The 14,344-nt window shown below is 65.9% G+C and carries 14 protein-coding genes; 9 read left to right on the forward strand and 5 right to left on the reverse strand.

What is annotated here, in order from left to right; translation table 11 throughout:
* Nucleotides 1-370 precede the first annotated feature (370 nt).
* Nucleotides 371-1,411 (reverse strand): AraC family transcriptional regulator, encoded by a 1,041-nt coding sequence (locus WFQ67_RS19190; RefSeq protein ID WP_337057906.1) that lies wholly within the window; start codon nt 1,409-1,411, stop codon nt 371-373.
* A 142-nt stretch (nt 1,412-1,553) separates the two neighbouring features.
* Between WFQ67_RS19190 and WFQ67_RS19195 the strand changes: the two genes are divergently transcribed.
* Both WFQ67_RS19195 and WFQ67_RS19200 read left to right on the forward strand, forming a co-directional pair.
* Complete coding sequence (locus WFQ67_RS19195) at nt 1,554-2,588, forward strand: 2Fe-2S iron-sulfur cluster binding domain-containing protein (protein ID WP_337057907.1); 1,035 nt, start codon at nt 1,554-1,556, stop codon at nt 2,586-2,588.
* Nucleotides 2,589-2,611: 23 nt separating this feature from the next.
* Nucleotides 2,612-3,784, forward strand: coding sequence for an alkane 1-monooxygenase (locus tag WFQ67_RS19200; protein ID WP_337057908.1), 1,173 nt, complete (start codon nt 2,612-2,614; stop codon nt 3,782-3,784).
* Between the two features lie 64 nt (nt 3,785-3,848).
* Here the strand turns inward: WFQ67_RS19200 and WFQ67_RS19205 are convergent, their stop codons facing one another.
* A complete protein-coding gene (locus tag WFQ67_RS19205) occupies nt 3,849-5,180 on the reverse strand; it encodes a BRCT domain-containing protein (protein WP_337057909.1) in 1,332 nt (443 codons plus the stop codon).
* A 156-nt stretch (nt 5,181-5,336) separates the two neighbouring features.
* The gene (arcD, locus tag WFQ67_RS19210) at nt 5,337-6,764 is read right to left on the reverse strand and encodes an arginine-ornithine antiporter (protein WP_337057910.1); all 1,428 of its coding nucleotides are present in this window, start codon (nt 6,762-6,764) and stop codon (nt 5,337-5,339) included.
* Between the two features lie 246 nt (nt 6,765-7,010).
* Here arcD and WFQ67_RS19215 point away from each other — a divergent pair, with 246 nt between their 5' ends.
* Nucleotides 7,011-7,373: a DUF5064 family protein gene (locus tag WFQ67_RS19215; RefSeq protein WP_213629983.1), complete on the forward strand. Its 363-nt coding sequence runs from the start codon at nt 7,011-7,013 to the stop codon at nt 7,371-7,373.
* A 142-nt stretch (nt 7,374-7,515) separates the two neighbouring features.
* A complete protein-coding gene (locus tag WFQ67_RS19220; RefSeq protein WP_213629982.1) occupies nt 7,516-8,262 on the forward strand; it encodes a substrate-binding periplasmic protein in 747 nt (248 codons plus the stop codon).
* Nucleotides 8,263-8,273: 11 nt separating this feature from the next.
* Here the strand turns inward: WFQ67_RS19220 and WFQ67_RS19225 are convergent, their stop codons facing one another.
* A complete protein-coding gene (locus tag WFQ67_RS19225; RefSeq protein WP_213629980.1) occupies nt 8,274-8,708 on the reverse strand; it encodes an anti-virulence regulator CigR family protein in 435 nt (144 codons plus the stop codon).
* Nucleotides 8,709-8,939: 231 nt separating this feature from the next.
* Here WFQ67_RS19225 and WFQ67_RS19230 point away from each other — a divergent pair, with 231 nt between their 5' ends.
* The 5 genes from WFQ67_RS19230 (at nt 8,940) to WFQ67_RS19250 (ending at nt 13,472) form a co-directional block, all read left to right on the forward strand.
* Entirely contained in the window at nt 8,940-9,695 is a 756-nt protein-coding gene (locus tag WFQ67_RS19230; protein ID WP_337057911.1) for a bestrophin-like domain, read from the forward strand.
* Between the two features lie 286 nt (nt 9,696-9,981).
* Nucleotides 9,982-10,671, forward strand: coding sequence for a GNAT family N-acetyltransferase (locus WFQ67_RS19235; protein WP_337057912.1), 690 nt, complete (start codon nt 9,982-9,984; stop codon nt 10,669-10,671).
* Between the two features lie 97 nt (nt 10,672-10,768).
* On the forward strand, nt 10,769-11,248 hold the full coding sequence (locus WFQ67_RS19240; RefSeq protein ID WP_213629974.1) for a hypothetical protein: 480 nt from the start codon (nt 10,769-10,771) through the stop codon (nt 11,246-11,248).
* 45 nt (nt 11,249-11,293) lie between these two features.
* Complete coding sequence (locus WFQ67_RS19245) at nt 11,294-12,037, forward strand: class I SAM-dependent DNA methyltransferase (protein ID WP_213630550.1); 744 nt, start codon at nt 11,294-11,296, stop codon at nt 12,035-12,037.
* 256 nt (nt 12,038-12,293) lie between these two features.
* Entirely contained in the window at nt 12,294-13,472 is a 1,179-nt protein-coding gene (locus WFQ67_RS19250; protein ID WP_337057913.1) for a PDZ domain-containing protein, read from the forward strand.
* Nucleotides 13,473-13,575: 103 nt separating this feature from the next.
* Here WFQ67_RS19250 and WFQ67_RS19255 read toward each other — a convergent pair whose 3' ends face one another.
* Nucleotides 13,576-14,001, reverse strand: coding sequence for a GNAT family N-acetyltransferase (locus WFQ67_RS19255; protein WP_337057914.1), 426 nt, complete (start codon nt 13,999-14,001; stop codon nt 13,576-13,578).
* Between the last annotated feature and the right edge of the window lie 343 nt (nt 14,002-14,344).

Below are 14,344 nucleotides of genomic sequence, written 5' to 3' on the forward strand. Positions count from 1 at the left end.
CAGCAAGGTTCATCGGCTCACCAGGGGCCGCTGCCTTGCCACGCGGTTCGTACCAGGGGTTCTGGATGTCAGGGCCGGACGGACCCTGCCCAGCGCTGCGCGGGTGTGGGTAGGCGTCGACGGGCGTAGTCACCGCCGCCAGGGCGAAAGCGAGGCCCGTGAGCAGGCTTCGAGGCATGGTGTTCAACATGGGATCACATCTTCTCTAGGTGGCCGGGCAGGCTTGCGCAAGGTGCGAGGCTGGCCCGCTGGGTCGCATCGAGAATCCGCTGCTACTGCGTTACGAAGCTAGATGGCCAAGGCGGCGGGTCATAAAGAATCCGTAGAAACAGCCGCGCGGGAACGACCGGCCAGCCCCCGAGCCCATACATCAAGTTGCTCGGGAAGCGGCTCCGGGCAGCTCGCCCTGGGCACGCAGGTACTCCGAGGGCGCCACGCCTTCCCATTGCCTGAACGCCCGCCGGAAGTTGGCCACGTCGCTATAGCCGAGCACCTGGGCGATCTCCTCCACCGAGAGCCGCCCGGCCCTGATGTGCTCCAGGGCGAGCGCATGGCGGACTTCCTTGAGTACCTGCTTGTAGCTGGTGCCCTCGGCCAGCAGGCGGCGGTGCAGCGTGCGCGGTGTCATGCACAGGAGTCGCGCAGTGACGACCAGGCTCGGGAAAGCGTTCTGCCGCTCCAGGATGAGCCGACGGACCCGGCCCCCCAGGGAGCTCGTTTCCCCCAGTTTCCTCAGCTCGCGCTGGCAGATCAGCTCCGCCTCCCGGAAGGCGGCCGGGTCGGCCATGCGCAGCGGGGTATCGAGCAGCGCCGTGGTGAGGGTGAAGGCGGCCCGGGGTTGCGCGTAGCACACGGTGCAGCCGTACATCTGGCTGGCCAGCTCGGCGTAGGCCGGTTCGGGGAACGGGAGGCTGATCCGGCTGATCGCCCCGCCGCCCGGGGTGATGGCGTCGAAGATGTTCTTCACCGCCAGCATCACCGCCTCGATCACCGTGTGCTCGATCGCCCCGAGCGGATGGGTGGGCACGAACCGCAAGTGCTCCTGCTGCGCCGCCTCATCCTGTTCGAGCTGCACCCGCACCAGGGTGATGCGCACGGCGAGGTAGCGCTCCAGCAGCTCGACGACCTGGCGCAACGAGCCGCCCTGCAGGGCGGCGAAACCCAGCGCGCCATGGGTGCCGACGCCCAGCCGCTCGCCGATCAGCAGCCCCAGCGCCGGCTGCTCGCTCAAGCGCAACGCCTGCTGGATGAGTTCGCCGAACAGCTCGACCCGGGGCTGGTAGTGCGGGTCATCCAGCTGTTCGAGCCCAACGCCGCAATGGCCGAGCCACTCGGCGGGCGCCACGCCCATCACCCGCAGTTGCTCGGCGATCTGTCGCAGGTACTGCACGGGAAGCAGGAAGTCAGGCATCGGCGTCTGTATTTCGCGGGGGTGGGCAGGGAAAAAGTGTCAATTAATGACCCCTACAATGTCAATTGAGGCCCTCTCCGGGCAGCACGCAACGCCCCTAGGATTCAGCCGTCCCGACCTAACAATCACAACAGGAGGACGCATGTTTGCATTCCTTTCCAGGCATCGCCCGAGCACCGTGCGGGTCAACGATGTCGAGATCAGGGCGAACCCCAGGGAGACCCTGCTGCACGCCGCGTTGCGCCACGGTATCGACTTCCCCCACAGCTGCCGGGTCGGCGGTTGCGCCACCTGCAAGTGCCGGCTGGTAGCGGGCCGCGTGCGCGAGCTGACCGAGGCCAGCTACATCCTCGACGACGAGGCGCTCGACCAGGGCTACATCCTCGCCTGCCAGAGCGTGCCGCTGGGGGACCTGCGCATCGAGGTCGACCTCACACGCCACACGGCCATGCGCCGGGTGCGTGGCAAGGTCGTCGGCCAGGCGAGACTCACCCACGACATCACCCGGCTGGTCGTGCAGTTGCAGGAAGCGTTGCCCTACAAGGCGGGCCAGTATGCGGCGCTGACGCTCGATGCCTTGCCCGGCCAGCCGCGCCTGTTCTCCTTCGCAACGCCCCCGCGCCCGGATGGCCAGGTGGCCTTCTTCATCCGCAAGGTGCCCGGCGGATCGTTCACCGGCCTGGTCGACGAGCGCTCGCTGCTCGGCCAGGGCCTGAGCCTGGAGGGGCCGCAGGGCGAGTTCCACCTGCGTCCTTCGGCAGCACCGCTGCTGATGGTGGGCGGTGGCAGCGGCCTCGCACCCTTGCTGGCGCTCCTGCAGGGCGCCCTGGCCGGCAACCCCGGGCGCCCCGCCACGCTGCTGTTCGGCGCGCGCCAGGAGCACGACCTCTACGCCCTGGACGAAATCGCCAGCCTCGCCGCGCAGTGGCCCGCCCCCTTCCGCTTCGTCCCGGTGCTGTCGGAGAGCACACCAGATACGCGCTGGAGCGGCGCACGCGGCCTGGTCACCGAGCACATCCCGGCGCTGTTGGAGACGGGTGCGCACGCCTACCTGTGCGGCCCGCCCGGGATGATCGACAGCGCCACCGCCCTGCTCCGCGAGCTGGGGCTGCCACCCGGCGCCCTCCACGCCGACCGCTTCACCACGGCCCCGCACCCGGCGACCGTTGGCGCCTGAACCCTACAACAAGAGAAACCGCCATGAATCCGTTGCACTACCTCAAATTCTTCCTGTTCCACTTCGTCGGGCTGCTCGCCGTGTTGTCGCTGCTCGCCGGCGGCCCCTGGACGACCGGTGGGCTGCTGGCCGTCCTGGCCTTCTACCTGATCGGCGATGCGTTCGCGGGGGACGACACCAGCACCCCACGCTTCAAGTACCCTGCCATCCTCACCGCCCAGCTCTGGCTGGCCCTGCCATTGCTGGGCCTGATCGTCTTCACGGCGCTCTGGAGCGTCAGCGAGGGCGACCCGCTGGGCTTCGGCGCCGCCCTGGGCCGCCTGAGCGGGCATGACCTGCTCGCCGCCCGCGACGCCACCACCTTCGGCCACCACCTCTCCGCCTGGCTGCTCACCGGGCTGATGATCGGCATGATCGGCACCATCACCGCCCATGAACTCACCCATCGCACCTGGGACCCGGTCTCCATGCTGATCGGGCGCTGGCTGCTGGCCTTCAGCTTCGACACGGTGTTCTCCATCGAGCACGTCTATGGCCATCACCGCTACGTCTCCACCACCGAAGACCCGGCCACGGCACCCCGTGGGCGCAACGTCTATGTCCATGTGCTCGCCTCGACGCTCAAGGGCAACCTGAGCGCCTGGCGCATCGAAAGGCGCCGACTCGCCCGCAAGGGGCAGAGCCTGTTCGGCTGGCACAACGCCGTGCTGCGCGGGCATGGCATGAGCCTGCTGCTGGTGGCGGTCGCCTTCGGCATCGGCGGCTGGCCGGCGGCGCTGTTCTTCGTGGCCTGCGCGCTGTGGGGGAAGGCATTGCTGGAGATCGTCAACTACATGGAGCACTACGGCATGGTCCGCAACCCGGCCACCCCGGTGCAGCCTCGCCACTCCTGGAACACCAACCGGCGCATCAGCTCCTGGGCCATGTTCAACCTGACCCGCCACTCCCATCACCATGCCCAGGGCGAAGTGCCCTACCAGGAGCTGCGCCCCTTCCCGGACGCACCGATGATGATCGGCGGCTACCTGACCACCATCCTGGTGGCGATGATCCCGCCGCTGTGGCACCGCCTGATGACGCCCAAGGTGCTGGCCTGGGACCGTGACTTCGCCAGCGAGGAAGAACTCCGGCTGGCGAACGAGGCGAACCGGCGCAGCAGGATTCCCGCGATGGTGGCGATGGCGAACGAGGCCTGATCGAAGGGTTGTCGGATGCAACGAGCGGCGCCGCCTGCCCCGGTGACCGCTCGGACACCTTCGTTCAGATGGCCCGCGTGTGCAGGGGCTTGAGAAAGCCGTGCCGCGCCAACCCTTGCGCCAGCGCACGGGGTATCACCGCGTACGAGGGCTCGCCAGGGCGCGTGTGGAAGATGAAGTCCCACGCCTCGCTCTCCGAGGCCATGTCGTGCAGCAGCCGCAGGAACGGCTTGGGAAAGGTGTTCTCGGAGAACTTGAACGACGCGCTGTAGGGCCTGCCTTCGAAACGGCAGCTCAGTGTGAAGCTGCCCTGGGTGCCCGGCTTGCTCTGGTACTGGATGTCCTCCAGCGGCAGCCCCGAGTAGGTCGCGATCCGCGCCAGCGCATGCCCATAACCCTTCTCGTCGGCCTCGAAGAGGTAAGGCGCGTAGCTGGTGATCTTCGTGTTGTGGTCGCGGAACAGGTGGGAGATGTCCCATGCCGTCTTCGGGTCCAGCGGGCCACGCAATTCGGCCGGGATGTCCCGCGCATGCCGATACGCCTCGAACTTCGCGGCCACGCCCGGATACCACTCCCGCGCGCTTTCGAGCTGCGCCTGATAGTAGTGCTCGTTGAGGTAGCCGCACCCACGCAGCACGGCGAGCAGGTCGTCGAGCACCTCGCCGGGCAGCGAGACGACCGGGGCGTCCTTGTCCGGGAAGCAATACTGGTAGGCGATGACGGGGCTGCCTTGCGACTCCGGCGGAGGCGCCTCGGGATCGACCGAAAGCGTCTCGCCACCTGCCAGCACATCCAGCAGCTCGTCCTCGTCCATGGTCCTGACGCCAAGGGCTTCGGCCTTGCCGGTCTTGTCGACCCCCGGCTTGCTGCCCATCACCAGCAGCGTGGTCTTGCCGTTGACGGACTTCTGGATGATGCCGCCCTTCTGGGCGATCAGCGCCTCCAGTTGCGGCCGGGTGTAGTCCCTGAATGCACCGGTGACCACCACGTGCCGGCCGACGAAGCCGGAGGCCGGCGAAGGCAGCCAGCGCCAGGGCCGCGCGGCATGGTCGTCGAAGTACTCGCACGCGTCATCCATGTAGAAGGTTTCCGCGGTGCTTGAGTCGAAGGCGCTGATCTCGATCTCGGTCGCGCCCAGGAAATGGAAGAACGCCACCAGCACCTCGACCTCCAGGGAGCTGGCCGACTCGAATTCCAGGTGGAAGAGCCCCTCCCTCTCGCGCAGGGTGATGGCCGCCGCGAAGATGTCGTCGACGTCGTAGAGCGTCTCCTCGACGTCCATCGCCTCCACCGCCGCGTAGTCCTGCGCGTTCACGTGGCGCACGAAGGTGCGGATGGCTTGCTGCGCGGCGGCGCCGTCCGTTTTCATGTACAGGTTCAGAGAGAGCGATGACATGGGGTTCTTCCGTGAAGTGTCGGCTTGGTGATGGACGGCGAGCGTGCGGCAAAGCGCGGGAAAATTCCGTGAGGCAGCCGCGCAAATCACACCGAACTCCGCGTGCTATCGCAGCTGGCGCTCATCGCCACCCTGTCCTGGATCTCTTCGCTCGCCTCACAACGTCAGCAACCCGCTGTACAGGCCATAGGCCGCCGCCCCGGCGCCAAGGATCACGCAGGCGAAGATGCCCTTCTCGATCGGCGTGAACAGCGGTTCGCCCTGCTCGTACTTGGCCTTGGCGAACAGCAGCACCCCGGGCGCGTAGAGCAGGGCCGAAAGCAGCAGGTACTTCACGCCGCCGGCGTACAGCAGCCACACCGCATAGCTCAGCGCGATGCCGCTGACGAACATGTCGCGGACGCGCGCTCCGGCAGCTTCCTCGTAGGTCTCGCCGCGCTGGCTCAGCAGCAGCGCATAGGCGGCGGACCACAGGTACGGCACCAGGATCATCGATGACGCGAGGTAGATCAGGCTGGTGTAGGTGCCGGCGGAGAACAGCGTGATCAGCAGGAACAGCTGGATCATCCCATTGGTCAGCCACAGGGCGTTGACCGGCACGTGCTGGGCGTTCTCCCGGCTGAGGAATGCCGGCATGGTCCGGTCCTTGGCCGTGGCGTAGAGGATCTCCGCGCAGAGCAGCGCCCACGACAGCAAGGCCCCGAGCAGGGAGATGGCCAGCCCGACGCTGATCAGCAACGCACCCCAGGGGCCGACGATGCGCTCCAGCACCGCCGCCAGCGAGGGATTCTGCAACTGCGCGAGCTCAGGCTGGCTCATGATGCCGAGCGACAGCAGGTTCACCAGCACCAGCAGTGCCAGCACCCCGAGAAAACCGATGACGGTGGCACGCCCCACGTCGGCGCGCTTCTCGGCCCTCGCCGAATACACGCTGGCCCCCTCGATGCCGATGAAGACGAACACCGTCACCAGCATCATGTTGCGTACCTGCTCCATCACGCTGCCGAACTTCGGGTTGCTGCTGCCCCAGATGTCACGGGTGAAGATATCGGCCTTGAAGGCGACGGCGGCGATGACGATGAACATCACCAGCGGTACCACCTTGGCCACGGTGGTCAGTTGGTTGATGAACGCCGCTTCCTTGATACCGCGCATCACCAAAAAGTGTACGCACCACAGCAGAAGCGAGGCACAACCGATCGCGATCGGCGTATTGCCCTGGCCGAAGACCGGGAAGAAATAGCCGAGCGTGCTGAACAGCAGGACGAAGTAGCCGACGTTGCCGAGCCAGGCGCTGATCCAGTAGCCCCAGGCCGAAGAGAACCCCATGTAGTCGCCGAACCCGGCCTTGGCGTACGCATAGACGCCGGAGTTCAATTCCGGCTTGCGATTGGCGAGGCTCTGGAACACGAAGGCCAGCGTCAGCATGCCCACCGCTGTGATCGACCAGCCGATCAGGATCGCGCCGGCATCGGCCCGCTCGGCCATGTTCTGCGGCAGGGAAAAGATCCCGCCGCCGATCATCGACCCCACGACCAGGGCGATCAGTGCACTCAAGCGAAGCTTCTGTGTCGGTTGCGACATGTTCGTGGCTCCCCTGCCAGAAGGGCCTCATTGCGAGGCCGCCACCCAGTGATTCAAACAAGCACAAAAAGTACGGTTTCGCTCGCCGGCGAATGCCAACGGGCAGGCAACTCCGCCTGCACGCCCCGTCGGGAAGCCCGCTTTACAAAGCCCGAAGACAAACTAGCGTTCAAGGACCAACGCCCCGCCCGCTCCGGCGAAACCCGGCCACAACCGGCAACCCGGCACCTTAAGGAGGAGTACACCATGGCCACGTTCGAACCCGGCCGCCTGCACATCGAGCGCCACGCCCTGAACGAGCACGACGTCAGCTACAACCTGTGCGTCGACTACGAAGTCTCCCAGGACCCGAAGGAAGGCAAGGGCATGCTCTTCACCCTGCACGGCAGCATCATGGGCAAGGAGCTCAAGGAGACCTTCTTCCTGCCCAAGGACCTGGCCTACAACTTCGCCAGCAACGTGACCAAGATCGCCGAAAAATATGGCATTCCCAAGGCCATGAGCAGCATCGGCTCGATGCACAAGCACTACGATGCGATGTTCGCGGATGTACGGGAGCAACTGAACGCACAATACGGTGAACCAGTGAAGCCCGAGCACCTGGAGTAGCTCGTCTCTGGCCGTGCCATACCGTCCCAGGCGGCACGAGCAGCGTTTCTCGACGTTTTCCGGTGCATCCGGGGCGATCCTGCGGCTATGCTCGCCGCCAGTTCCATCCCTCGAACAGCCCCCAGTCCACCAGGCAGAACATGTGAAGTCGGTCCTTACTGCAGCGCTGCTCTGCCTGTTGCTCGGCACCACGGCCAGGGCCGGGCAATACCAGGTCGTCACGGAAGAATGGGCGCCCTACAACTACCTGGAAAACGGCCAGTTGACCGGCATGGCCACGGAGGTCGTGCGGACCATCATGGCGCGCACCGGGGACGATTTCGAGATCGCGGTAGTGCCCAGCATGCGCGCCGCCCATACACTGCAGACCCGCCCCAGAACCATCATGTACTCGATGTTCCGCACGCCTGACCGCGAACCGCTGTACAAGTGGGTCGGGCCTATCGTCGAAGAGTCCATCCATCCCTACCAGTTGTCCGATGCCCCCATCCCGGTGAATTCCCTGGAGCAGCTGATGCACGCACCGCGCCTCACCACCCGGCACGCCGGCCTGGTGCCCAGGGTGCTGGAGTCTCTCGGCTTCACCAACCTCGACAAGAGCGCAGCCGAGAGCCAGCAGCTCTATCGCATGCTGCTGGCCAGGCGCACCGAGTTGATCATCGGCGACACCGATGCGGGCGTGAACTACTACAGCCACCAGTTGGGCATCGCGCCGGGCACCCTGCGCCGGGTGCCCGTCGAGGTCTATCGCTCATCCCTGTACATCGCCTTCAGCCGCGATTGCGACGACGCGCTGATCGACGCCTGGGCCCGCGCGCTGGAGCAGCTGCGGCGCTCGGGCGAGCTGGAGCGCATCCGCCGCCGCTATGAATCGCCCGCCGAGCCGTAGTGGAACCCGAGTCAGTCCAGCACATCGTGCAGCACTTCCTGGATCACGCCCGTGGCGATGGCGATCAGCAACAGATCCGTACCGGCCTGCTGCCACTCGTAGCCCTCGTAATGGGGAAGCCTGTCGAGCAGCCGGCTATCGAGCTTCTTGGCAATCCCGGGCGGAAGCGGCTTGCCCCGCGCCAGGTTCTTCTGGATGCCCGGTGGCAGCGAGGGGCCCGGGCTCCAGTAGCCGCGGCTGTCATCGAGGATGATCCGCACGCCGCCGACATCGACCGTCGGACCACCTCGCCAGTCGTCACCCTGGCCCTGGTGCCCCTGGCTGCCATGCTGGCCGCCCTTGTCATGCTTGTTGCCCTTGCCGTTTCCCGGATCGGCCATCGCCGGTGCCGCGATGATCAGGACCGCTCCGAGAAGCGCCGACAGCAATGCGTTGAGCCTGGACATACGACCCCCTCCTGTAGAGACATGACCATCTGCCGAGTCTAGTCGTTGCGCGACGTCCCGCCGACGCTGGCAGCTACCAGCCTGTGCAGAGTAAGGCGAACTCCAAGGGAACCGGAGTCGCCAGAACCAAATGGACCGGTACCTTTGCAAAAGCACGGCGGCGAGCTGCTCGCGCAGCTAACTTGGTACTGGCCCCCACCCCTGCCTGCGCGGACAACGAGAGCGACGCCTATGGAACCCATCTGGATTGCGCTAGGGACATTCACCAGCCTGCTGGCAGCATCTCTGCTGATGATGCAGCTGTACCCCAAGCTCTCGGCCCGGCACCGCGACGAGGACACCAATACCGTGGTGCGGCTGGTCGCCAACATCTTCGTCGTCATGACGTCACTGGTGTTCGGCCTCATGATCAATTCGGCCAAGAACACATTCGAGGGCATCGACGCCAGCATGCACGGCTACGCCACCAGCCTGATCATTTTCGATCGCACGCTGAAAAACTTTGGCGATGATGCACAGAACACACGCAACCACCTGGCCGCGTATGTCGAGCGCGCCATCGCCAACCCCTACCGCGGCGACGAAGCCCTGCAGCACCGCACAAGCCCCGCCACACAATTTTTGGACGAGATCGGCGTGGCGCTCGCTGCCATCAAGCCCCACAACCGATACCAGGAAACCCAACTGAGCGATCTTCGCCAGCAATATCACTCGCTGGTCGAACAGCGCTGGAGAATCGTCGAACAGTCCGAGGGCACGATGCCCCTGCCCCTGATCGGCATGCTGGTCGCCTGGATGACCCTGATCTACGCAAGCTTCGGCTACCGGGCTCCGCGCAACCCGATGGTGGTCAGCATGTTCACCACCTCGGCGATGCTGATCGCGGCCTCGGTCTATCTGGTATTGGACATGGATATCCCCTTCCACGGCCCCATCCAGATTTCCGACGCACCGCTACGAAGAGCGTTGGCGGAAATCCAGATGTAGAGACCTGCCCGGTACTTGCCCGTCATGGAGTTGCAGCAGAAAGGCCTGCTCGCCCCCGACGGTCGCACTCATGCCGCCGCAGTTCTTGTCCGTCGCGATCAGGTAGCGGCCGATGCGAGTGAGTTCGACGACGCATGAGAAGGCGTCGTCCCGATGCGTGTCCCCTCCCGGCTCGAATGCATGTGCTTGAAAAACGCTCCGGCAGGGGCGGCGAACACGCGCTCCGGCGCTACAATGTCGCCCGCGCCGATTCCCCGGATCGGGCACGCCCGGAGCCCGCTTCACCATGTTCACCCTCGTACACCTGGACACACCGCCGCCCGAATCCCTGAAGAATCAGGTGCTGCAGATGGTGGTGGACTACTTCAGCGACATCAGCCCGGTGCCGCTGACGCCCAGCAACCCGCTCTACCAGCTGTACCAGTACGTGATCGGCTACGAGGTGCACCTTTACCTGCAGGCCATGGACGCCGCCCTGGCCAGCACCGCACGCCTGGTCCTGGCCCTGGACGATGAAGACCCGTCCCAGGTTCGCGGCTTCGCCCTGTACCTGCCGAGCCAGGACGATGCCGAGGCCGCCACGCTGGCCTATCTGGCCGTCCAGGCCAGCCACCGTCGGAACGGCATCGCCCGGGCCATGCTGCAGCGCATGATCGAGCAACGCCCCCATGTCGAGGTGGCCTGCGCGGCCGGCAAGGCGCCGGTCTTCGAGGCGATGGGCTTGCGGGTGCTGGCCGCGCAGGGGCCGCATGTCCTGCTGAACACACGCGCCCATCGCTCCAACGGCATGGTGGCGGTACAGAACCTCGCGCCGATATTCGAGTCCAGAGAAGTGCGGCAGATCCACGCCTACCTGGTTCAGCAGCACGGCAAGAAGGCCCTGAGCGAGGCCGAGAGCAAACGCGACCGCCTGCTCGACCAGATGGCCTACCAGGCCGAGATGCTGGTGAAGGAGCGCTTCCCCACGATTCACTGAAGGCCCCAGCCAACAGGCATGAAGCCCAGGCGCTCGACCCGGGCCGGATGAGCATTGCGCCAAACGAACACAGTCACACCCAATGAGGAGTCCACTCATGGCATCCGCCGACAAACAGCGAAAACGAGCCCAGCGAGCCAAAGCCAAGGCGAAACAGACCCGCTCGGGGAAACCCAGGACCACCGCCCTGCATCCTCTGCTGGCCGACCCGCTGATCAACGAGCCGTTTCACGGGGTGCTGATCGACCTGGACACCTTCGATTTCAAGGACATCGAAGAGAATGGTTTCAACCCGGCGGACTACGACGACCTGTTCCGGATGATGAGGTACGGCGAGCGCATCAGCCTGCTGGCGATGTGCGTGGTATTCCTCCAGTACCCGGTGCTGGAACGGGTGCTGGCGGAGCAGACGCCGGACTCGGCGATCAATTTCCTCATGGCGCTGCTGACGACCTACCGGGACCTCTTCCACGGTGAAGACCCGGAAACGGCCCTGGAATGGATGGAAGGCGACGCCTTCCAGACCGCCTATAACCAGGCCTCGGCCATCCTGCAGGAGAGGAATTCGCGCCGCTGAAGTACCATGCCGCGCCGACACTCCCTCGACCTCCTCTGGCCGCCTATGTCCTCCAACGCGCTGTACACCGACCTGTCCCACTACTACGACCTGATGTGCGCCGACATCGACTACCGCGCACAAAGCAACAGCGTGCGGCGGCTGCAGCAGTTGTTCGGCAACCCGGGTCGCAGGCACCTGGACCTCGCCTGCGGCACCGGCCCGCACGTGCGCCACTTCCTCGACTTCGGCTACCGCAGCGCCGGCCTGGACATCAACCAGCCGATGCTGGATATCGCCCAGGCGCGCTGTCCCGAGGCCGCGTTCAGCCGGCAGGACATGGCCAGCTTCCGGGTCGACGAACCCCAGGACCTGATCACCTGCTTCCTCTACTCCATCCACTACAACCCGGATCTGCAGCAGCTACGGGCGTGCCTGGCCAGCGTCCATGACGCGCTCGCGGAGGACGGCGTGTTCTGCTTCAACACGGTGGACAAGGGGCAGATCGACAACCGCTCCTTCGTGCGCCACAACGTGGAGCACGAGGGCAGCCTGTTCACCTTCGGCTCCGGCTGGCATTACCCGGGGGAAGGCGACCGCCAGGCACTGCGCCTCGGCATCGAGAAGACTACGGCGGGGGTCACCGAGAGCTGGCAGGACGAACACCCCATGGTCGCCCTGACCTTCGCCGAGTTGCAGGCGCTGTTGCAGCCGCAGTTCGAGGTGCACCTGTTCGAGCATGACTACGAACGTATCACCCCCTGGAACGGCACCTCCGGCAACGCCCTGTTCGTCTGCGTGAAGCGCTGAGCCTCGTCCGTCGTTTCAGGCAGCCGGACGACCAGTTGCCCGCCGCGATGCCCATCGCACACAGGGCTCTGCTTCGCCTTGCGAACATCGAGCGTCACGCCGCAGACACGCAGCCCCATCGTGGCTGGCCGAGCGGGCCACTGGCGAAGCCCCATCGGCGAATCGCCGCACCATTGGGCAGCGCCCGATATACAAGATAAAGGCACTTTGCCATGATGCCGCACCACCGCCTCGAACATCAGCACAGGGACGCGCCATGCTTGCGAATGCCTTCAAAACCACCAGCCGGCTTGCCATCGCGCTGTCTTTCGCAGGCCTGGCCGGCTGTGCCTCCGATGGTGGGTTGGGCGAGGCCGCCGCAGTCGGCGTCCTGCTCCTGCCCATGCCCGCCAATGTCGACCCCAGCCTGGTAAACGCCGCCGTCGGCGTGGCGGCCACCACCTATGTGGTCTCGTCGGTGGCGACCGCCGACGACGGCAGCGTCTCGGCCGTGCCCCCCGCTGACGTCACCGCGTCCCCAGCGCAACCGGGCACGGAGCTGCAAGCGCTGGTCACCCGGGAAACCCCGGATCGGTATCGCCCCAAATCGTGCGAGTACATCGAGATAGCGCTCGGTGAAGTGCCGACGTACCAGGCGAGCCCCGAGCCGCTGGTTCGGCAGATCGGCGTCCTGCGCAATGCTGCAGCCGGACAGGTATGGGCGGAGAAAGGCTGCAAGACCTCCAACCTGCCTCAGGGCAGGATCGGCGCCAAGCTGGAAACCATCGATCCGCACCGCGCCCTGGCCCTGTCGGCTCCCTCGGCTGGCGTAGTGGTGCTGGGCATCCTGCCGGGCAGCACCGCCGAGCAAGCGGGCCTGTTGCCCCAGGACGTGGTGGTCGCGGTCGACAGCCAGCCGGTGGCCGACCCGATCGACGTCCGGGTGGAAATCTCCAAGGTCGCCATCGGCTCGCAAGTGAAGCTGATGGTCTGGCGCGACCGCGCATTCAGCGTCATTCCCGTCACCGTGGGGCCCGCTACGCCGCAGGTGGCAACCGCGCCCCTGGCCCCCGTTGCCGCGCCTGCCGCGGCAGTAGCGCAGCCGGTGCAGGCCGGCGCCCTGTACTGCCACGCCGTGGTCGCCACCCAGCACACCTACGGCGCCACCGTAAGCCCGGTCACCTTGGTCCCGGGAGCCGCCAGCGGCATGCAGCCGTCCCTGGAGCGCTACATCGCAAAGGTGAAACAGGCGCAGCCCGGCAAGTGGGGGACCTTCACCTTCAAACCCGGCCTCTGCGCACCGGGTGCCGTGGTGTGCATGGCCGAAGCCAAGGGGCCCTCGGGCAAGACCCAGAACGCCTTCGAGTTCTGCCACCCGACACAAGCCCTGGCCGAAGCCGAGGTCAACTCCATGCGCCCGGGTGACCCACAGGCCGTAACGGTCGAGTGGCCCTGATCGCACAGGCGAACCACGGAGTAACGACGGACTGAGGACATCGCGGCGAGCCCTGCAGGAAGCGCATCGCCCTTCGTGTCATCACACTGAGGGCACCCGCCCGTCAGCCCAACCGCTTCTGGAAAAAGAAACGCCGGTGCCCTGGCGGGAAGTCCTCGACCTGCCCGAACGCGGTATAGCCGTGGCGCTTGTAGAACTCCGGCGCCTGGAAGTCGAAGGTGTCCAGCCAGATGCCGACGCAGCCACGCTCGCGAGCCGCGCGTTCGGCCATCTCCATCAATTGCGACCCCGTGCCCTGCCCCCGCGCGTGCTCGGGGATGGCCAGCAGCTCGATGTACAGCCAGCGGTAGAAGATTTCCCCGTAGAGCCCGCCGATCACCTCGTCGGTCCGCTCGTCACGCACCAGCAGCGCCAGCGTTTCGCGCTGCGGGTCACCGGCCTTGGCCCGGTTTTGGGCCCGCAGGGGCACGAGGATGGCCGCGCGGTCCTCCTCGCTCGGGGTCGTCGTCACGTCGATACGGGTATTCATGCGCCAGTCCTTAGACATTGAGATGGGTGGAAACAGACCGGCCCTTCCTCGAAGCGGCAGGCCACTATGTCGATGCCGGGCGCACGAGTAAATATCCGGATTCGCGGAAAACCAATGGGGCGCTTGCGCGCCATCCACGCGGGTTGCACCCGCCCTACAGTCGATCGGCTCCACGCGCAGGGCGGCACGGATCCGTAGGTTGGCGCCGAGCGCAGCGAGGCCCAACACAGCGATATCTCGGCCCCGTCACATCAATATCCACGCGCCGTTCCAGCGCTCTTGTGGGAGCGAATTCATTCGCGATTACTCCCAGCCGACCACCGCAGGCCCCTTCGCCCACCTT

Source organism: Pseudomonas sp. USHLN015 (assembly GCF_037153275.1).
Taxonomy (GTDB): Bacteria; Pseudomonadota; Gammaproteobacteria; order Pseudomonadales; family Pseudomonadaceae; genus Metapseudomonas; species Metapseudomonas tohonis.